This window comes from Lysinibacillus sp. NPDC094403, assembly GCF_050278745.1.
Classification (GTDB): Bacteria; Bacillota; Bacilli; order Bacillales_A; family Planococcaceae; genus Lysinibacillus.
The window spans coordinates 66,990-88,233 of the sequence record NZ_JBNNTL010000008.1 but is presented as its reverse complement, the minus strand read 5'-3'; the positions used below and the strand labels follow the sequence as shown (position 1 = coordinate 88,233).

At 37.5% G+C, this 21,244-nt stretch carries 18 protein-coding genes; 4 read left to right on the top strand and 14 right to left on the bottom strand.

Going from position 1 to position 21,244, the window contains the following annotated elements:
• Positions 1-11: 11 nt before the first annotated feature.
• The 5 genes from ACQKMV_RS14020 to putP all read right to left on the bottom strand — a co-directional run bounded on the left by ACQKMV_RS14020 (position 12) and on the right by putP (position 7,152).
• Positions 12-836: a GNAT family N-acetyltransferase gene (locus tag ACQKMV_RS14020; RefSeq protein WP_427504676.1), complete on the bottom strand. Its 825-nt coding sequence runs from the start codon at positions 834-836 to the stop codon at positions 12-14.
• Positions 836-1,981, bottom strand: coding sequence for a M20 peptidase aminoacylase family protein (locus ACQKMV_RS14015; RefSeq protein ID WP_427425060.1), 1,146 nt, complete (start codon positions 1,979-1,981; stop codon positions 836-838). Before ACQKMV_RS14015 ends, ACQKMV_RS14020 begins: the two co-directional genes overlap by 1 nt.
• 363 nt (positions 1,982-2,344) lie before the next feature.
• Positions 2,345-3,832 carry a peptide MFS transporter gene (locus tag ACQKMV_RS14010; protein ID WP_427504675.1) on the bottom strand — a complete coding sequence of 496 codons (1,488 nt, stop codon included), beginning with the start codon at positions 3,830-3,832 and terminating at the stop codon, positions 2,345-2,347.
• A 408-nt stretch (positions 3,833-4,240) separates the two neighbouring features.
• Positions 4,241-5,527: a GTPase HflX gene (hflX, locus tag ACQKMV_RS14005; protein ID WP_427504674.1), complete on the bottom strand. Its 1,287-nt coding sequence runs from the start codon at positions 5,525-5,527 to the stop codon at positions 4,241-4,243.
• A 137-nt stretch (positions 5,528-5,664) separates the two neighbouring features.
• Positions 5,665-7,152, bottom strand: a complete 1,488-nt coding sequence (gene putP, locus ACQKMV_RS14000; RefSeq protein WP_427504673.1) for a sodium/proline symporter PutP — start codon at positions 7,150-7,152, stop codon at positions 5,665-5,667.
• 180 nt (positions 7,153-7,332) lie between these two features.
• On the opposite strand from putP, the gene ACQKMV_RS13995 reads away from it, so the two are divergent.
• On the top strand, positions 7,333-8,493 hold the full coding sequence (locus tag ACQKMV_RS13995; RefSeq protein ID WP_427504671.1) for a class I SAM-dependent methyltransferase: 1,161 nt from the start codon (positions 7,333-7,335) through the stop codon (positions 8,491-8,493).
• 120 nt (positions 8,494-8,613) lie between these two features.
• Here ACQKMV_RS13995 and ACQKMV_RS13990 read toward each other — a convergent pair whose 3' ends face one another.
• Both ACQKMV_RS13990 and ACQKMV_RS13985 read right to left on the bottom strand, forming a co-directional pair.
• Entirely contained in the window at positions 8,614-9,933 is a 1,320-nt protein-coding gene (locus ACQKMV_RS13990; protein ID WP_427504669.1) for an ABC transporter permease, read from the bottom strand.
• 1 nt (position 9,934) lies between these two features.
• On the bottom strand, positions 9,935-10,621 hold the full coding sequence (locus ACQKMV_RS13985; protein WP_427504767.1) for an ABC transporter ATP-binding protein: 687 nt from the start codon (positions 10,619-10,621) through the stop codon (positions 9,935-9,937).
• 488 nt (positions 10,622-11,109) lie between these two features.
• Here ACQKMV_RS13985 and ACQKMV_RS13980 point away from each other — a divergent pair, with 488 nt between their 5' ends.
• From ACQKMV_RS13980 to ACQKMV_RS13970, 3 genes are all read left to right on the top strand, one after another.
• Entirely contained in the window at positions 11,110-11,730 is a 621-nt protein-coding gene (locus ACQKMV_RS13980; protein WP_427504668.1) for a DUF47 domain-containing protein, read from the top strand.
• Between the two features lie 20 nt (positions 11,731-11,750).
• Complete coding sequence (locus ACQKMV_RS13975; protein ID WP_427504667.1) at positions 11,751-12,767, top strand: inorganic phosphate transporter; 1,017 nt, start codon at positions 11,751-11,753, stop codon at positions 12,765-12,767.
• A gap of 112 nt (positions 12,768-12,879) precedes the next feature.
• A complete protein-coding gene (locus ACQKMV_RS13970; RefSeq protein ID WP_427504666.1) occupies positions 12,880-14,991 on the top strand; it encodes an MMPL family transporter in 2,112 nt (703 codons plus the stop codon).
• Between the two features lie 53 nt (positions 14,992-15,044).
• Here the strand turns inward: ACQKMV_RS13970 and ACQKMV_RS13965 are convergent, their stop codons facing one another.
• The 7 genes from ACQKMV_RS13965 to ACQKMV_RS13935 all read right to left on the bottom strand — a co-directional run bounded on the left by ACQKMV_RS13965 (position 15,045) and on the right by ACQKMV_RS13935 (position 21,193).
• A complete protein-coding gene (locus tag ACQKMV_RS13965) occupies positions 15,045-15,656 on the bottom strand; it encodes an alpha/beta hydrolase (protein WP_427504664.1) in 612 nt (203 codons plus the stop codon).
• 18 nt (positions 15,657-15,674) lie between these two features.
• Positions 15,675-15,866: a hypothetical protein gene (locus ACQKMV_RS13960; RefSeq protein ID WP_427504663.1), complete on the bottom strand. Its 192-nt coding sequence runs from the start codon at positions 15,864-15,866 to the stop codon at positions 15,675-15,677.
• Positions 15,867-15,888: 22 nt separating this feature from the next.
• The gene (locus ACQKMV_RS13955; RefSeq protein WP_427504661.1) at positions 15,889-16,353 is read right to left on the bottom strand and encodes a hypothetical protein; all 465 of its coding nucleotides are present in this window, start codon (positions 16,351-16,353) and stop codon (positions 15,889-15,891) included.
• A gap of 21 nt (positions 16,354-16,374) precedes the next feature.
• A complete protein-coding gene (locus ACQKMV_RS13950; RefSeq protein WP_427504659.1) occupies positions 16,375-17,004 on the bottom strand; it encodes a hypothetical protein in 630 nt (209 codons plus the stop codon).
• Between the two features lie 541 nt (positions 17,005-17,545).
• Positions 17,546-18,169, bottom strand: coding sequence for an NUDIX hydrolase (locus ACQKMV_RS13945; protein WP_427504658.1), 624 nt, complete (start codon positions 18,167-18,169; stop codon positions 17,546-17,548).
• 11 nt (positions 18,170-18,180) lie between these two features.
• Entirely contained in the window at positions 18,181-19,260 is a 1,080-nt protein-coding gene (locus tag ACQKMV_RS13940) for an AI-2E family transporter (protein WP_427504657.1), read from the bottom strand.
• Between the two features lie 235 nt (positions 19,261-19,495).
• Complete coding sequence (locus tag ACQKMV_RS13935; protein WP_427504655.1) at positions 19,496-21,193, bottom strand: M3 family oligoendopeptidase; 1,698 nt, start codon at positions 21,191-21,193, stop codon at positions 19,496-19,498.
• Between the last annotated feature and the right edge of the window lie 51 nt (positions 21,194-21,244).

Genomic DNA, 21,244 nt, shown 5'->3' with positions numbered 1-21,244 from the left:
CCTTATCCTTATTATAAAGCTAATAAGGAGCGTCTGACTAATAGATAGCTATGAACATATTCATTATGCTTTTTCATTCGAACAATTGCATAATTTTGTTCAAACAATGTCGTTAAAATAGTACGGACTTTATAACGCCAGTCCCCTGCAAGCTTAGGACTCTCTACCTTCATCTTTTGTAAATATTGAGGAATGGGCAATAAATAGGCGTCCTTATAATATAATTGCTCTCGCTGAAACTCACCATCAATATCAAGCACTGGTAAGCCATCGACCGTTAAAGACCACGGTACAATTTCTTCAGCTCCTTCTTCCAGTTCATCCAGGGAATCCTCCACTCGATCGCGTTCAATCCACCATTCTACAGCAATTCGATCTGAAGGTAGCCCATCGTTAAAATCATCTTTGAGCGGACCATAATAATCATTTTCATACTGAAAACTAAAGGCATTGAGCTTCAAAAATGATAAATTAGCCATACATGCTTCTAATGGATCAAATAGCCAAATCACAAGCTGAAACCCATGTTCTTTTGCATATTCCTGCTGAGCATGCTTTAATAATTCACCTACACCTTGTTCACGATATGTTTTCTCCACACCAATCATGTGTGAATGTAAGTACATTTTTCCATGTCGATAGCCTACAAAGCAGTAGTTAAAGCCAATCAGCTTTTCGTCTAAAAACGCCCCAAGAACTAATCCACCATTTTGTACTGCCGCTAACAATTGATGCGAAGGAATAGCCTGACTCCCCCAAATACTTTCGTTCAAAATTTGTACTTCTGCAATATCTGTAGGTGTCATTATTTTTTGAATACGTACTCGCTCTAACATTACGCTGTCCCCTCCTTTTTATCCCCAGTTTCCAACGCTAACAATACTGCTCTTGTAAGGATTTCTACCCCCGTTACAAGCCTCGCCTGCTTAAATCTCATCTTCGGATGATGTAGTCCTGGTGTCAGCCCACAGCCTAAGCCTAACATCGTAGATTTTAAATGCGGGCGTTGAACAGCATAATGATGAAAATCTTCTCCCCCAGGTGTATGAACTGGCTTTCTTAAATTCGACAACCCTGTTGCTTGCACAATCGCTTGCTCCATAAGATATTGAGCAGTCGGGTCTACCTCAGCAGCTACTATATTTGCTACTGTACGTAATTCAATCTGTACTTTATGCAAGACCTTAGAAGAATCAATAACCCTTTTTACTCCCTGTGCAAGTGCATCCATTACATCATTTTGTTGAGCTCGTATATCAATGGTGAACGATGCACTCCCAGGAATAATATTGCCCGATTCCCCTCCTGCTTGGAATTTTGTCATCTTAATTGATACAGGAATCATTGGATCTGTATGAATCGTTCTTAAATCTTCGATAATATTTGCTCCTACTTCAATGGCATTCACACCAAGATGTGGTCTTGCAGCATGGGCATCTTCTCCAATGATTTCCCCCTCAAGCAATCGAGAGGCTCCATGATGCAACGCGGCACAATATGTACCGTCTTCAAGCTCATGTACTGGTCTTACATGGACACCAAATAAAAAGTCTAAATCATCAATGATTCCTTCTTTTAAGACGGATAAAGCGCCTGTTCCTTTTTCTTCAGCTGGTTGAAAAATCACACGAATTGTACCGTTAAACGATGGAGCAAGCTCTTTCAAAAGTAATAGAGCACCGATTCCCATCGTCATGTGTCCGTCATGGCCACAGGAGTGATTCGCACGAAATTCACCATCTACCTCCTGCCATAACGCATCAATGTCTGTACGCAAACCGACTTTAGGATTACCATTTCCTACGTCAACATAAAGCCCTGTACTGTTTTTAAAACGTATTGGCGAAAAACCTTCACGTGTTAGTAAGTCAAAAATATAATTTGTTGTTTCTACCTCATGCCAGCTTATTTCTGGATTCGCGTGCAAATACGTGAAAATCTCCATTAATCTTGGTCTCAAATGGCTCAAAGCTTCCTTCATAGCAACCAACCCCTTAAATTATCATACTATTGAGATTATTATAAATGAAAATAAAAACTTTTCTACAAAGAAACATCCCGCATTCAGCAAATTAACCGGTATGTTACAGCATATCGCTTTCCGATTGTAGATAATCTGTATATCGAAACATAAGAACTAGGTTGGTTAATTACCCACCTCTTATTCATTTTTATTGATTAGAAAGATGCTGATTACCGGAAAGCGAAGCGTCAGCGTCAAAGAGCCTATCTGGAACGGAAATCAACCACATATTAATGATGAGCAGAGTATCAACAAAATATTTCTTGATACAAAAAAAGATGCAAGTACAGTTATTTGAATAACTGTACTTGCATTCTTTGATTAATTAATACCTCGCATTGCCTTTGAAATAATTGGCGAAAGTACTAATATTATAATCCCTAAAATAACGGATAATGCGCCTAAGAAGCCGAAGTATGTGAATTCGCTTACAACTTCATAGACTTTTACAAGTTGTGCGTTGATCGCTTGTGCTGCTGCGCTTGTTAAGAACCAAAGTGACATCGTTTGTGCAGCAAAAGCCTTCGGAGCCAATTTTGTAGTAGCTGACAATCCTACTGGCGATAATAATAACTCCCCAACTACAACTAAAAAGAATGATAATACTAACCACAATGGATTTACTAAATTTTCCCCACCAGATAAATACGCTGGAACCATCATCACTATGAATGACAATCCCGCAAAGAATAATGCATAGGCAAATTTACGCGGTGTAGATGGTTGCTTATCTCCCCACTTCAACCATAACATGGCAAATAACGGAGCCATCGTAACGACGAATAAAGGGTTTAACGATTGGAACCAAGAAGATTCAATATGGAAACCACCAATATCTAATTGCGTACGTTTATCCGCATACGTTGCTAAAATAGTTGCCCCTTGTTCTTGGATTGCCCAAAACATTACAGCCGATAAAAACAAAGGAATATAAGCGAGCAAGCGAGACTTCTCATCCTTCGTTGTTTTCTCACTGCGATACATATAAATAAAGAACGCCGTTGGAATTAAAACACCTAGCGTTGTAATAATTAAACTAAAAACATTCATTGTCAGTACGCCAGTTTTGATACCAATTGCTCCAACAATAATAATAAGTAGAGCTAGAATCCCAAATCGTGTAAAGACTTTTTTGCGTTCTTCAGGCTTTAACGGGTTGTTTACCTGTAACCCTGCTAATCCTAAATTTTTCTTCTCTGTTAATTTAAAAATAACTAAACCAAAAAACATACCTAACCCTGCTAATCCAAAGCCAAGGTGGAAATTATACTTTTGTCCAATTGTTCCGACAATTAATGGTGCAAGGAATGATCCCATGTTGATACCCATATAGAAAATTGAAAAACCTGCATCTCGGCGACTATCTGTTTCAGCATAAATATCTCCGACAATACTTGAAACGTTCGGTTTTAATAAGCCTGTCCCAATGACAATAAAGGCCATTGAAGCAAATAACATACCCACGCCACCAGGTAAAGCTAGCAGTAAATGACCAAACATAATGAACACGCCACCATAAAAAATGGTTCTACGTGTACCTAGTATTCGGTCAGCAATCCAACCACCGATTATCCCTGACATGTAAACCAGTGATCCGTAGATAGCCATAATCGAGTTAGCTGTCCCACGATCTATACCAAGACCACCTTCATTTAATTCATAATACATAAAGAAGATAAGAATCGCTCGCATACCGTAGTATGAAAATCGTTCCCAGAATTCTGTGAAAAATAATGTAAAGAGCCCTTTAGGGTGTCCGACAAAGCCATTTTGAGGGACGGATTTAACAATTTCATCTTTAGTAGACATAAAAATATCCTCTCCCAATTTCATTATTCAATAAAAATATTATTACCCAAAAGTAAGAATAAAAACTTTATTTCATCATACTAAAGCGTTTTAAAAACTTTTTCAAGAGTTTTAAAAAATGTTGGAACTTTACCAATTTTCCTTAAATTCAGAACAAAATTAATAGAATTATACCAAACCTGTTGATATTCCTAAGTTTTCTTACTATTTGATATCTACCAAATTACAATCCACCATAAAATTATTCTAAAATATTTTATAATCAGATTATTATTTTTTTAACAAATAAGCTAGGATTATCTATAATTTCATCTACAACGATATAATTTCGCTTTTTCGATTACAAAAAAGCATGCTAGACACACGAAGTGCTTCTAGCATGCTCTTTTAGAATAATGATGCGATTGATCATTTAATTACATATTGTTGATATTTTGCATAATCCGCTTCTTTTATCTCTATTTTTAGCAGAGTACCATTTTCTTCATATGCTGTTTCATAGACAGAGGCATATTCATTTAAATAAGACACGATATTTCCCTGTTCATACGGAATGAGCATTTTACATGTTACATAATCAGAGAAAATATGCTGACGTATCATTTGCAGTAATTCCTCTAATCCAATCCCTTGCTTCGCTGAAATCCAAATATTATCACCGCTAATAACAGGGTATGGAACGTCTGCTATATCGGCTTTATTATACACATAAATTGTCGGTATCCCTTCAACACCAACTGCTTTGAGTGTTTCATTTGTTACTTCCATCATAAAGCCATGCTCTGAATTGGAAACATCTACAACATGGAGTAATAAGTCCGCATCACGAGCCTCTTCTAGTGTTGAACGGAATGCCTTCACTAGATGATGTGGTAATTTGCTAACGAAACCAACTGTATCTGTTAATAAAAATGTCTTTTTATCTGGTAATTCTATTTGACGGACAGATGTTTCAAGTGTGGCAAAAAGCATATCCTTCTCAAACACTTGTTTATGATCTTCCTGCCCTATTTTCGTAAGTAGCTGATTCATAATGGTTGACTTACCAGCATTCGTATAGCCAACAATGGAAACGACTGGGACTTCATTTTTACGTCGTTGTTTACGCTGCGTCTCTCGTTGCTCCTTTACATGCTCTAGGTCCTTCTTTATTTTCGCAATCTGATCCTCAATTTTTCGACGGTCTAGCTCGAGCTTTGTCTCACCAGCACCTCGGTTTTTAAAGCCACCACCTGTGCCACCACCTTGACGGCTGAGTGATGCATGCAAGCCGACTAAACGGGGTAGCATATATTGCAATTGTGCTAGTTCGACTTGCATCTGTGCTTCACGTGTTTTAGCACGACGTCCAAAAATATCTAAAATTAACATCGTTCTATCAATAACCTTAGTCTCTAAATCGCGCTCTAAGTTACGAATTTGTGAAGGTGACAATTCATCATTAAAAATCACTAAATTTGCTTGTGCTTCATCATAAAAGTTTTTTACTTCTTCAATTTTACCAGTACCAACATAATGAGATGGTGTAATGCGCTCTAAATTTTGTGTGACAGTACCGACAACTTCAACATTTAAAGCTTCAGCTAAATTTTTAAGCTCCTCCATTGAATAATCAAAATGCTCATCATTCCGTAAATTTACACCAACTAAAATAGCTTTTTCCAACAATATATCTACTTCTTTAATTCTATCCATCCACAAACCTCCCACCAATGCCCTGATGCTACTACGACAAATTTTCTTCATCTTACCATATAATGTCCAAATTAGTGTCGTTTAACATATACATCATAAAAAATGCGCCTTCTATGCAAAAGGCGCACTTCATTCATTTACTTACGTTCTTCTTTTAGTAATACTTCAGTGCGATTGAATTCTTCTTCAATGTCTTTATTCGGTTTATATGTCAAAATGCTGACAATAACTGCAACGATTAAGCATACTAAGAAGCCTGGAACAATCTCATATAATGTACCAGATAAGAACTTAATCTTTCCCCAAATAAAGGCAGTTGCAGCACCGGCTACCATCCCACTGAGCGCTCCGTAATTCGTTAATTTCCTCCAGTACAGTGACAGCAATATTACAGGACCGAACGCTGCACCGAAACCAGCCCAGGCAAAGCCTACTAAGTCTAAAATAGAACTATCTGGATTCCATGCCAATATCCCTGCTACAATAGCTACAACTAAAACAGAGACACGACCAATAAAAACATAATGTTTATCATCTGCTGTTTTATTAAATAAAGCTTTATAAATATCTTCCACAAGCGCTGACGAAGTAACAATTAATTGCGATGAAATTGTACTCATTACTGCAGCTAAAATGGCAGCTAGCATTATACCTGCAATAAATGGATGGAATAAGATTTGGCCAAGTACAATAAATACTGTCTCAGCGTCTTTTAGCTCACCTGCATTTTGCTCATAATAAGCCACACCTACTAAAGCTGTTGCAATCGCTCCGAATAAGCTTAACATCATCCAGCCTATACCGATACGACGAGCTTGCTTTGTTTCTTTAACTGAGCTAATAGCCATAAAGCGTACGATAATATGTGGCTGTCCAAAATAGCCTAGCCCCCATGCAAGTGATGAAATAATTACTGCTGCAGTTGCATTTGAAGACAATAAGTTCAGATGATCCGGATTTACAGCTTTAATGGATGCTATCGTGTCTCCAATTCCACCTGTTAAAGACAATCCAAATAACGGTACAGCAATAAGTGCTAAAAACATAATAAGTCCCTGTAAAAAGTCTGTATAACTAACTGCTAAAAATCCTCCAAACAATGTGTATGCCACAACAACAGCAGATACAATTAATAAGCCAGTATGGTATTCATAGCCAAACGAACTATTAAAAAATTTGCCACCTGCAACCATTCCTGAAGAAACATAGAATGTAAAGAAGATTAAAATAATTACACCTGACGCAATTCTAATTAGCTTTGTATTGTCACGTAAACGATTATCTAAATAACTCGGAATAGTAATTGAGTCATTAGTAACTTGTGTATATACACGTAATCTCGGTGCTACTAATAGCCAGTTCAAATATGCGCCAATTGTTAAACCAATGGCGATCCAAGCCTTTGAAAGTCCAGCTAAATAGATTGCACCCGGTAAACCCATTAACAGCCAGCCAGACATATCTGCTGCACCTGCACTCAGCGCTGTAACAGCAGGGCCTAGCGAACGCCCACCGAGCATGTAATCCGTTAAATTCGATGTTTTAACAAATGCATACCAACCGATTCCTAACATAGCGATCATATAAATAATAATCGCAAGTAATTGATACATGTTTGCAGACATATTTTTCCCCCTTATTTCCCCTTTAATCTTATTAAAATGTCAGTATAATTAAAATACCACAAATATACAAGATATCCTATAAATATTCAATGAGAGAATTCTGAAATTTATAATAGCATTACACTTCATAAAGTGTGTTAAACTAGTGCCATCTATAACACGATAAAGTAGGCGAAATATATGACATTTGAAGAAATGAAAGCTCACCTTATGGAGCGAATTTTACAACAGCAACTCGTAACTGCTACGATTAGTCAACCACGTATGAAATCAAACGAAGTTAAACGTATAAAGCTAAAACCTTTATTACTAAAGGATGCTTACCATATCCAAGTTGAATATCAATTTGAACGTATTTTAAAACATGAAAATATTCTATTAGAACATTTCCCTGAGAAGCTAGAAGCATTTTTTAACGATTACCGACAAGCGCATGTTGATTTTATCGATGAAAAAATACAAGTACAGCTATCAAAAAAGAACAAAGTGATATGGAAATCTGATAAATCCTCAACGCCAAAGCAAGTCAATTTAGCGCATAATCGCAAGAAAAATTACTTACTGGCAGAGGATAAGCCATATCCATTTTTAATTCGTCTTGGAGTGCAAACAGAAGAAGGAAAAATAAAAAAACAGAAATACGATAAATTTAAGCAAATCAACCGCTTCATCGAATTTATCGATGATGCATTAACATATTTACCAAAGGATCGTCAGGTTCGTATTTTAGATTTTGGTTCAGGCAAATCCTATTTAACATTCGCCCTTTACCATTATTTAAAAATAGAAAAAGGCTTAGATATTCGTGTCACTGGTTTGGATTTAAAGAAGGAAGTCATTGAAGAATGCTCACGAATTGCACAGGATTTAGGTTATGAGCAACTCGAATTTCTAGTAGGAGATATCAATGATTATAATGAAGAGTCTGCTGTAGATATGGTTGTGACTCTACACGCTTGTGATGTTGCTACTGATATGGCATTAGCCCGCGCTGTAAAATGGGGAGCAAGCGTTATTTTAAGTGTCCCTTGTTGCCAACATGAGCTAAATCGCCAGCTTAACACACCAACACTTGATATCATGCTTCAGCACGGTCTCGTACGCGAACGTTTTGCAGCGCTCGCAACGGATTCAATCCGAGCGGAAATTTTATCACTTGTTGGCTATGAGGCACAATTGCTGGAGTTTATAGATATGGAAAATACACCAAAAAACATTTTAATACGAGCTTATCATACAGGTAAAAAGCCAAGTTCCGAACAGCGTACTAACTATGATGCGTTTTTAAAGTTGCTAAATGCCAAGCCGTTTTTAGCGAATGAGTTACAAGCTTATCTTTAAAATAATGAGGGTATTTTACCTCCTTCGCGGGTATTTCATTGCGAAGCGCGGGTATTAGGATACTTCCAATGGTGCGCACATTAAAAGGAAGGTCCAATAACTTCTGGACCTCCCTTTCTATTATAGTTCTTGTCGTAATGCTTGAATAACATCAATTTTTGTTGCTTTACGTGCTGGACGATAGCCTGAAATCATCGCTACACCAATACTAATCGCTGATGCAATAATAACGAGCTGCCAAGGAATAAGTGAAAATGTAATGTCATTTTTACTAAATGCGTCTTCACCTGTTGCTGCTTCTAGAATTAAAGGTAATGCAGCATTTGCTACAAAGCTAATAACATATGAAATGGCTACAGCTATTAAAGTACCAATAATACCAATGAACGTACTTTCCATTAAGAACAATCGTTGAATAAGTTTTGGGCTTGCCCCGATTGCCTTTAATACACCGATTTCGCGAGTACGCTCTGTAACTGCCATTGTCATTGTATTGAAAATGCCAATTGAGGCGATCAAAACAGCAATTGTTCCTACAAATATTAAACCAATTTTTAAAACTAGGAAAAATACATTCATTTGATCCAATTGTTCAGTAACTGAATATACGCTATAGCCTTTGTCTTTTAGTTTGTCTAATATCGGCTTTACATTTTCCATGCTATCCGCAAAAATATTAAATTCCGAATAAAACATGTCATCCTTTTTAACCTTACCTGTTGCTGCTAAAGTTGTAGCTAGCATCGGCTTTTGCTCTGTGTCCATAAAAATGGAGTTATTAATCATCCAATCATAAGATGGCTTCTTCATAACACCGACAATCGTATATTTCATTTTCCCGGTCTCTTCAGCCCCATCAGCACGTGGCAGTAATGATAATTCGATTTCTTTACCAATTAATGAATCCTTATAACCTTCCTCACTGCCATTATAATACGTGCTTTCTGCTTCAGCTTTTTTACTCTTTTCTTCAATAATTTTGCGCTCAGCATCATTTACTAAAGTTTGAGCAAAATGATAACCTACAATGATTTCGTTTGGCTTTGTTGGATACTTTCCTTCCGCAAGCTTGCCATTCACTTGCTCAAAATCATGCATATTAGCAATGTATAAATCAGAGTTTGTATCACGGCCCTCCAAAAATGAATGTGCGGATGCATTCACAGTAATCGTTTCGAGTACTGTTTCCACATGTTCTATACCTTTTATTTCATGAATTTGGTCCTCTGTAAATTGACCATTTCCAGACACTTGAATCTTCGTAACTTTTTCATTCGATAATATTTCATTACGCAAGGAATCCTGAAGCCCGAATCCAACTGAGGCGAGAACAATCAAAAATGCACAGCCCATCGTTGCCGCCAGTACCGTCATAAACACACGTAGTTTATTTTTCTTTATGTGTTGTGTAACAAAATCTAATTGATCTTTAAATAACATGTTATACTTCCTCCTTTACAAGTTCCCCATCGTACATGCGGAAACGTCGATGAGCTATTGTTGCTACTTCTTCATCGTGAGTAATGATGACAAATGTTAAACCAAGCTCACGGTTTAAACTTTGAATGAGTAGCAATATATCTTGCTCTGTTTCCGAATCAAGACTTCCTGTCGGCTCATCTGCCAACAAAATAGGTGGATTTGTAATTAAGGCTCTTGCAATACTAACTCGCTGTTGCTGACCACCCGATAATTCATTTGGGTAATGGTCTGCTACCTCCGTTAAACCAACCTTGTCCATTAACTTTTTCACCTTTTCAGTACGCACAGCTTTCTTGATACCCTGTAACTTCAATGGTAGTTCAATGTTTTCCAACGCTGTTAAGCCTGGCATCAGTTGAAAATTTTGAAAGATAAATCCGAACTGTTGCAAGCGGAAAGCTGCACTTTCTGTTTCGGTGAGATTAGCTGTTTCCATTCCATTTACTTTAATAGATCCTTGTTCAGATTTCATAAATCCAGCCAATGTTTGTAACAAGGTTGATTTACCAGATCCACTTTTACCAACAATTGCGACAATCTCTCCTTTTTTCACCTCAAAGTTAACACCTTTTAATACTGGAACCTGTTTTTCCTTGCCTTTCTTGCCAATTAAAAATGTATGTTGTAAGTTCTCGACTTGAATCATTTTCAAATAAACGCTCCTTCTACATTCTTCTGACTCATCACCATAACTATGGTTGGCTTCCTACAAAAGTCATCCCAAATTTTAGGTTATGAACCTTTCTTTCTCCATTGTAGTAAAGAATTCTTAATAAAGTTGAAGGATAAAAATGAAGATATTCTTAAGAAAAGGGAACACTATTAACAAAACGATTCCTTTACATTCCCTTTACAATTCATTCATAAAATTTATTCAAATTTTATGTCACCATAGTGTTTTTTTTGTATTAAACAGAAAGTAGAAATCTTTACAAAACCTATTTTTAAGGCCTTTCACTGTATTAGTAAAAACAAATACAGAGATACATCTATGATTTTGTGAACAAATTGTATATTACAGGATTGTAAATTTTCATGTAGAATAGAAGAATTTTATGTAGATAAATTAAAGATTTTGTTATGATAGTAAAGTTTAGAGGCCAATTTATTTATATCCAGGAGGATTCGATTTACATGCTTAACTCAAAAAAACAAGACCCTTTCTTTATAGCTTTGCATAAAATTGCTGAGAATATGAGAGAGGCCATACATTATGCGAATGATTTTCGTATTAACAGTGTAGCTGACCTAAAAGAGATTAGCATTACTATGAAAAATTACGAAACAGCTGGCGATAAGCTCATTCATGAACTAATCGTGATGCTAAACAAATCATTTATGACACCTATTGAACGCGAAGACATTCTAGAATTCGCTATTCGTATGGATGACGTATTAGATGGTACGGAGCATTGCATCGCTCATTTTGAGATGTTCTCTCTAACTGAGGTTGATGAATCAATGCGTACTTTCTTAGGCTATATTTCAAAAAGTGCTGATGAAATTGTTAAAGCAACAGAAGAGTTAAAGAAAAAGAATCTTATTGGCATGCGCCCACACGCAATCCTTATTAAGGACTATGAACGTGAATGTGATGAAGTACAACGTTCGTCTATTAAACAACTGTTTTTAAATGAAAAAGATCCAATTCGACTTATTAAATATAAAGATATATATGAACAACTTGAAGATATCGCTGATCATTGCCAAAACGTTGCAAATACAATGGAAACAATTATCATGCGTAATGCGTAATTAGGAGATGGGCACTTACAATGAACACAATCATTATTCTAACCGTACTGGTCGTTATCTTTGCCCTAACATTTGACTTTATCAATGGCTTCCACGATACAGCAAATGCTATCGCAACTTCAGTTTCCACTAGAGCATTGAAACCTCGTGTAGCTATCCTGCTGGCTGCAACGATGAACTTTATCGGAGCGATTACCTTCGTTGGAGTTGCAAAGGCTCTAACAAAAGACATTGTTGATCCATTCTCTTTAAATGCTTTTGAAGGAGATACAACAGGCTCAGTTGTCATTTTAGCAGCATTAATCTCCGCCATTATTTGGAATTTGCTAACATGGTATTTTGGTATTCCATCGAGTTCTTCACATACTCTGATTGGGTCCATTGCTGGTGCAGCAGTTGCATCTGCGGGCTTCGGAGTTCTAAACTATAGCGGTTTTACTAAAATCATTATGGCCCTAGTGCTATCACCAATCCTTGCGATTTGCGCTGGATTTATTATGATGACACTGTTTAAATTATGGTTTAAAAACTTAAATTTATATCGTACGAATAAAGGTTTCCGTACAATGCAAATTTTCACTGCCGCAATTCAATCGTTTACACATGGTACAAACGATGCACAAAAGGCGATGGGGATTATGACGATGGCGTTAATCGCTGGTGGTTTGCATACAGGAGATGAGATTCCTTTCTGGATACGAGCTGCAGCAGCAACTGCAATGGGGCTTGGTACTTCTATCGGTGGCTACAAAATTATTAAAACAGTCGGCGGTAAAATCATGAAAATCCGTCCTGTAAACGGGGTAGCAGCAGATTTAGCTTCTGCATCAGTTATCTTCGGCGCAACATTAATTCACCTACCAGTATCTACAACACACGTTATTTCTTCCTCTATCATGGGTGTCGGCTCTGCACAACGTGTACGTGGTGTGAACTGGGGAATGGCGCGTAAAATCGTAACTACTTGGGTTATTACGATGCCAATTTCAGCAGTTATGGCCGCTGTTATTTACTTTTTGTTATCGTTATTTTTTTAAATTGACTGCATACTAAGACTCCTGTCCCTTATTGGGCAGGAGTCTTTACATTGTCACACGACAAAAGGCGACACATCCTTTACACTATTTTAAAAGGGGGATCGTACCTACTATGAAAAATTTTTCAGCTTTTATTACAGCCCACGCTAAAGCTATCGTAGCTTTATGGTTCGTAATTTTTATTGCCATGGCTATGTTTGCAATACAACTTCCAAGCAAGCTTCATGGAGATGGCTTTTTTGTTAAAGGAGATCATACCTACGTAACAAATGAGCTTGCAAAAACATTTGATTTGCCTTCTGATACAATTTTGGTCGTCTTCAATCCGGCTGACGATAAAAAAATTCAAGATACTTTAAAAAAGTTGAAAAAAATTAAGGAGATTCATTCAATCCAGTCACCACTTGATGATTCTTCTTTACAAAAGAATGGTATAGCTTATGCCATGGTTCATATTAAAAATAATGTTGAAAATCTACCTGATGTTGTGAAAAACATCCGTTCATTAATAGAGAATGACGGTGTAAGCATTACTGGCGGACCTGTTATTTCAGCAGACATCAATACAGCTAGTCAAAAAGATTTAGCATCAGCGGAAGCAATAGGCTTACCGATCGCTATCATAGTGCTATTACTTGCTTTCGGTACTGTCGTAGCCTCAATCTTACCTATCATTATCGGAATTGTTACTGTTGTAACTGCGTTTGGAATTTTGACTTTGTTTAGCGGTAATGTCAATTTATCAATTTTTGTGTTAAATATAGTACCAATGCTTGGACTTGCATTAAGCATTGATTTTGCCTTGTTGTTTATTAACCGGTATCGCGAAGAACGTGCCCATACATCCATTGTACAGGCCATTCAAACGGCGATACAGACAGCTGGTCGTTCTATCATCTTTTCTGCTGCTTGTGTCATGATCGGCTTAGGTGCGATGATTGTCATTGATGTCGAAATTTTTCACAATATCGCTTTAGGAGGCGCAATTGTTGTATTTCTTGCAGTACTTTCTGGCTTAACCTTGCTACCTGCTACGATGATGCTTTTAGGAGATCGCCTAAATAAATGGCGATTATTACGTGTAAAACCTGATGGAGCAAATCGTTGGCGTGGCTTTGCTGGTTTTGTCATGAAACATCCAGTTACCATCGTTATTACGGCATTATTATTACTAGGTATTGGTATGATTCCATTGAAGGATATTAAACTTACAATTCCTCAGGTGGATTCATTACCGACAAAATATGATGCACGTATAGCTTATGATCAGTTAGACGAAACGTTCGGATTTGGTGATACCTCTACCTTATATTTACTAGCAGAACGTAAGGAAGGCTGGGAAGATAGTGAGGGCAGAAAGCTTATTTACAATATTCAAGAAAAATTACTTGATGATCCACTAGTAAATCATGTATCAACCATTTATACGACCGCTAACATTAAGTCACCTGAGGAACTTACTGCATCTTTGAAAATTCCACAAGTGGCAGAACAATTAAAACCAATTCAAGATACGTTCTCTAAAGATAAACAACTCTTTATCCCAATTACATTGGATGCAGCCGGTTCATCAACTACTGCTCAAAAATTCGCTCGAACATGGAAAGATAAAGATTTAGGTGTCGACTTTGCTCTCGGAGGTCCTGCGAAATTCAATCAAGAAATTTTTGATGAAATATCTAGTAAAATTTTCTTGGCTGTATCGATTATTATTGTTTCAACGTTCTTTATTTTAATGATCGCTTTCCGCTCTATTTTAATCCCACTGAAAGCGATTATTATGAATATTATTGGACTTTCGTCGGCTTTCGGTATTCTCGTCTATATTTTCCAATACGGACATTTGGGTATTGATGCCGGTACAATTGTACTTATTATCCCAGTCATTGTATTCTGTCTTGTATTCGGCTTAAGTATGGACTATGAGGTCTTTTTAATATCACGTATTCAAGAGGAATATCAAAAAGGAGCAGATAATACGAGCGCCACGATTGACGGTCTAACCTCTACCAGTCGTATCATTACATCAGCAGCGCTTATTATGATTGTGATAACGGGGGCATTCGCTTTTACAGATGTGCTGCCTGTGAAGCAAATTGGAGTTGGTATAGCTATTGCAGTTGCTATCGATGCAACTATTATTCGTCTCATGCTCGTTCCAAGTCTTATGAAGCTCTTAGGTGACTGGAATTGGTGGTTACCCTTCGCGAAGAAACAAAAATAAAAGAATCCGTAACCTTCCGTGAATTCTCTCTCACAAAGGTTGCGGATTTTTCCTTATTTTAAATAAATACGGTCGTACCATTCTTTTGCTGCTTCTACTTCAGGCATTGTTAGCTGATGACCATAATTAAACCATACAGTCGTCACATCTGCTCCTGCTGACGTTAAAAGCGCCTCTAAATCTTCAGATTCTTGAGCAGAACACATTGGATCATTCGTTCCAGCACCGATAAAGACAGGAATTGAAGAAAGAGTAGGTAATTCAATATCACGTCTAGGTACCATCGGATGATGCAATATTGCACCTGCTAGAGCGCCCTCATAATGGAATAACAGGCTAGCAGCAATATTTGCGCCATTAGAGTAGCCGATAGCAACAACTCGATTACGGTCAAAGCCATACTGCTGTGCTGCCTCTAATAAAAAGTCATTTAATTCCGTCGTACGGAAAATTAAATCCTCTATATCAAAAACACCTTCCGCTAATCGACGGAAAAAGCGTGGCATACCATTTTCAAGTACATTTCCACGAACACTTAAAATGCTTGCTGTATCATCAATTTCCTTTGCAAGACCAATTAAGCTTTGTTCATTTCCACCTGTACCGTGTAACAGTAAAAAAATTGGTTTTGTTTCATCTGTTCCTTTATGAAAAACGTGCTGCATTTACAGTCCACCTCTCGATTATCTTGAATTCGAGATAATTGTAGCCTGTGGCAAAATTAAATTCAAGCTCTTCGACTTATTAATTTCTCGATTTTCACGATTTGGCTGTTCCTGATGATCTTTATAAAATTTTGTAATCGTAAATATCGAAATTAAACAAACAGCAATAACAGCAACAATAACTACTCCCACTATTTTTTTCCCATTCATTCGTTCTTATCCCCCGAATTACTTATTTCTTTTTACGAAAACCTTCTTCTAGTAAATATTCTTTCGCAGCATCATGTGTACCAAAGGCTTCCTCTAAATTTTCTCCGTGATAAACATTCCACGAACGTTGCTCAAAGGCTAGCATTAATTTAACACCTTCGCGATTTTGCCATATCTCTTCGATCGGCTCTTGCTCCTCTTGTTCTTCCGATAAATATTGAATGGCATCTTCAATAATTTCACGAAGCTGTTGTTCATCGTAGTCACGAATATTTACTAGGCATTTATCGTTTGCTTCTTCCTCATAGCGCAATAAATCACCAACGAAGACGAAGCCGTTGCCATTTGGGTGTAGCTTTTCTACAATAATTGTCTTTTCATAAAGACTATCCATAAAGTGGTAATTTAAGCGTTTCAATGAAATTTCCTTCTTGGTAAGCTCAGGAAATGAGTCGATGATAGCTTGCTTTTGTTCAAATGTTAGCATATAAAAATGCTCCTTTTCTATTCAATCTACCTTACAGTATAACTTATTTTTTCTGTTATATCGAAGTAAATTGGGCAGTTCTAAAAGTAAAAATAGAGGCTCCTCTTCTATAACGTGTAGTTGATTTCCGTTCCGACTGGGCGCTTTGTTGCTGACGCTACGCTTTCGCACAGAAAACATTTGTAGTTGTCGCTTTGCTTTCGCTACAGAAAACATTTGTTGCTGTCGCTTCGCTTTCGCACAGATAAGACATTTGTCGCTGACGCTTCGCTTTCGCACAGAAAACATTTGTTGCTGTCGCTTCGCTTTCGCACAGATAAAACATTTGTTGCTGTCGCTTCGCTTTCGCACAGAAAACATTTGTCGCTGTCGCTTTGCTTTCGCTACAGAAAACATTTGTTGCTGTCGCTTCGCTTTCGCACAGAAAACATTTGTCGCTGTCGCTTTGCTTTCGCTACAGAAAACATTTGTTGCTGACGCTTCGCTTTCGCACAGATAAAACATTTGTTGCTGTCGCTTCGCTTTCGCACAGATAAGACATTTGTCGCTGACGCTTCGCTTTCGCACAGATAAGACATTTGTCGCTGTCGCTTTGCTTTCGCTACAGAAAACATTTGTTGCTGACGCTTCGCTTTCGCACAGATAAAACATTTGCCGCTGACGCTTCGCTTTCGCGCAGTGCAGAGCTTCCTGGGGGCGTCCGATGAGCCGCTTCGCTGCAGGGTCTCGGGCCAACAGATGTTTTTTGCGCGAAAGCGTAGTGTTAACGTAGCGGCAGCAAAGTGTTTTTGTCTGTGCGAAAGCGTAGTGCAACGTAGCGACAGCAACAGCAGGATGTTGGTCACGAAGGCGTTATCACAGGACGTGATGGTTTTAGCCTTCGTTCCTCTATTGCTAGATTCCCAAGGAGTCGCCCAGTCTCCACTCCAATCAACTTTTTCACATGGCATACCCTAAAAAAATAATAACCCTAACTTTTGATGATAAGACAAAAATAGTAGTATATTTACGAAAGCCAGAGCCTAATAATTATCTAAAATAAAGGTAAAAAAATCCGCTTAAAACTCCTTGTGGATAAAGCAAGAGCACAACGATGCGGCTCATACCTTGTCCACAGAAAGAGAAGCGGATTTTACATTTTACAATTATACTAAAATTCTTATGAAGGGCTTTTTCAGACAACCCTAACAAATTATAATCTTTTATTAAACATTTTATCTTTTACAAATCGAATAACGTGGGCAACGTATAGTTCCCGGTAAGGGACGAATTGTGCTGTACCTACTGGGCGCACAATTTTCACGCGTTGACCATCAGGGAAATATTCATAGCCTTCAATATTCAGAGTAGCTGTTTCTCCTAAAAAGAATGCCTCTGCCTCGTCAAGCTTTGCTCGAACGACCCCAGACACTTCCTCATACTGCAGTTCAAATGATTCCCAATCGTGTTTGAATGGATATATAAAAACATGACAAAATTCATTATCAATCATATTTTCCGAAACGATACTACAAGATGTCATGCCCATTTTTACAACTTCGTGTACGTTGACATCGAGTCCTAGCTCTTCCTTCACTTCACGAATTCCTGATTCTACTGTCTCTATGGCTAATAGATGCCCCGCTGCTGTAATATCAAGTAAGCCAGGGTAGTCCTTTTTTTGTGCACTACGGATTTGGAAATAGATATAGTCCTCATTGACTAGCCAACAGTGGAATGTTTCATGCCATAGCCCTTTTTCATGTACCTCTGCTCTCGTTGCTGTCCCAATCTGTTCATGCTGTTCATTAAAAACTTTCACAATTTCTTGTTCCATTTTTCCGACTCCTATACTGACTTCGTAGCCTTTTTCTTAATCTCGTTACGTTCATCATAAATATTGGATACGATCACTTTTAATACTGCATAAAATGGTACAGCAATAATAATACCGATGAAGCCTGCAATATTACCTGCTGCTAAAATAACTGTAATAACTGTTAACGGATGTATATCGAGTGTTTTTCCCATTACATTAGGAGTTATAAAGTTACTATCAATTTGCTGCGCCACGAGTGTGACAACAGACACCCAGATGACTAACACAGGATCCTGAACAATAGCCACAATCAGTGCTGGTGTAAAGGCGATCCATGGTCCAATAAACGGAATCATATTCATAAAGAACGCGAATATAACAAGCAGCAACGAATAGTCTAGACCTATAATTAAATAACCGACAAACATAATTAGTGCTAGTAAAAAACTAATTTGCAGCTGCCCTTGAATATAGCTACGTAAAACATCGTCAATTTCACTTAACGTTTTTTTCACCCATTCACGACGTTCACCACTAAAATATTTATAAACTGACGGCGCAAATTTTTCATGATCCTTCAACATAAAAATAAAGAAAAATGGAATTAAAATAGCTAATAAAGAAACTGATACAACTGATTGTAAAAACGAAACTAGCCCCTTACTTGCCACAACGGCAAATTGCTGCGCAGAATTTGCCATATTGTCGATAAAATCATTTAACTGCGGTGGGAAGTTATCCTTGTTTTTAAACACATAATCAGCTGCATCTTGAATACTAGCACTAATCTGCGGTATATTTTTCACTAAATTATTAACCTGCACTGCAATCGGATTACCAACGACCCAACCAAAGCTACCAACAAGCGCTATTAGTCCAATGACTATCGTTAATATACTCGCCCATCTCGGCCATTGACGCTTCTCTAAAAACCTCTGAATCGGCTCCGTAACATAATACAAAACACCGCCAAGCAACAAAGGTATAAAAATAGCCTTTAAGATAATAACAAACGGAGAAAAAATCCAATGAATCTCTATAAAATATTTAATGATTAGTAGAGCAAGTAAAACCCCTACTCCTACTTGAAACCAAACTTTCCTCGTCACTTTCTTCACTTCCTTTTATCACAGTTACTGAAAATACTACTTATATATTAACCATTTCGCAAGTATTCAATTATTTATTGTCAAAACAAAAGAGTTTTTGAAATTAAAAAAATTCACAACCCTCCAACGTCAATCCCGCTAGCCCCTCAAATGCTAATGCATCTGAGGAAGCTCGGACGGATTGTTTCCCACAGGAGTATCGCGAATTTTCACTAATGTTGCATAACGCAGTAGTCTATAATTTTGTATCTTCTACTGAATTTAAGTAATTTTCAATATCACCAATAACAGATTCAACACAGCCATCCTCAAATGGCGAAATTAAGCCTGCTTCTTTTACAAGCTTCGTAAAGGACATAGAGCCACCTAAACCGCATAAATGGATATAATCCTTCCAAGCAGCTTCAAATTCTTCACGTGAACGTTTCCAGAATTGGAATGCACAAATTTGCGCTAACGTGTAATCAATGTAATAGAACGGACTTGCATAAATATGTGCTTGACGTTGCCATATACCGCCTGCTTCTAGATAGCTGTTATGATCATAGTCACGGTGTGGTAAATAAGTTTCTTCGATTTTTTTCCACGCTGCTTTACGTTCAGCTGGTGTCATATTCGGATTTTCATAGATCACATGCTGGAACTCATCAACTGCAACACCATAAGGAAGGAATAATAAACCGCTACTTAAGTGTGTAAACTTATATTTTTCCGTGTCTTCCTTAAAGAATAGCTCCATCCACGGCCATGTGAAAAATTCCATACTCATCGAATGAATTTCACAAGATTCATATGTCGGCCATAAATATTCCGGGATGCCAATGTTACGGCTTGAATAGACTTGGAAAGCATGCCCAGCTTCATGTGTTAACACATCGATATCGCCAGAAGTACCATTAAAGTTCGAGAAGATAAATGGCGAGTGATAGTTTTCGATAAATGTACAATAACCGCCACTCTCTTTTCCTTTCTTCGCTACTAAGTCCATTAAATCATGGTCAATCATGAAGTTGAAGAATTCACCAGTTTCAGGTGATAGCTCTTCATACATTTTTTTACCGTTCGCAACAATCCACTCCGGATCGCCTTTTGGCGTAGCATTTCCTGATAAAAAGTTTAATGCTTCATCATAGAACTTCAAGTCAGAAATACCAATGCGTTTTGCCTGGCGCTCGTATAATTTTGTTGCAAGCGGCACGATCAAATCACGAACTTGATCACGGAATTTCTTTACCATTTCTGCATTATAGTCAATGCGATTCATTCGAATATAGCCTAGCTCGACATAGTTTTTGTATCCTTGTTTAACAGCAATTTCATGACGCACCTTGACAAGTTCATCATATAATCGATCAAATTCCTCTTCATGCCCAGCAAAAAAGCCAAAGCGTGCATCTGTTGCCGCCTTACGCATTGCACGATCAGTAGACTCCGCATATGGTCCAAGCTGTGCAAGTGTTAATGTTTCACCATTAAAGTCAATTTGCGCAGAGGCAACTAGTTTATTGTATTCTGAAACAAGCTTATTCTCCTTCTGCATTAAATCAATGACTGTTGGCGAAAAGCCTTTAATTTGATAGGTTGCTAGATCGAATAACTGTTGTCCCCATTTATCTTCTAAATGTTCGCGGAATGGTGAAGCGATGAGTGCTTTATAATATTCTGTTGATACCTCTTCTAGCTCAGGGCCAACCTCGTCGAAATAATCGCGTTCTGCATGATAAAATTCATCATTTGTATCAATTGAAGCACGAATATACACTAAGTTCGCCATCGTAGCATAGTCATTACTCAATCCGTTTAATTCCTCAATTATTTCACTTTGCTCGTCCATCGTTTGAGCATTTTTAAATTGCTCAATTAAAGATAATTGTTGCTCTTTCATTACCTCAATATTTGGACGGTTGTATTCATAATCTTTAAACGTTTTCATATAATTCCCCTCTTTCTATCATATACCCCGTTATATTTCTATTATATGCCA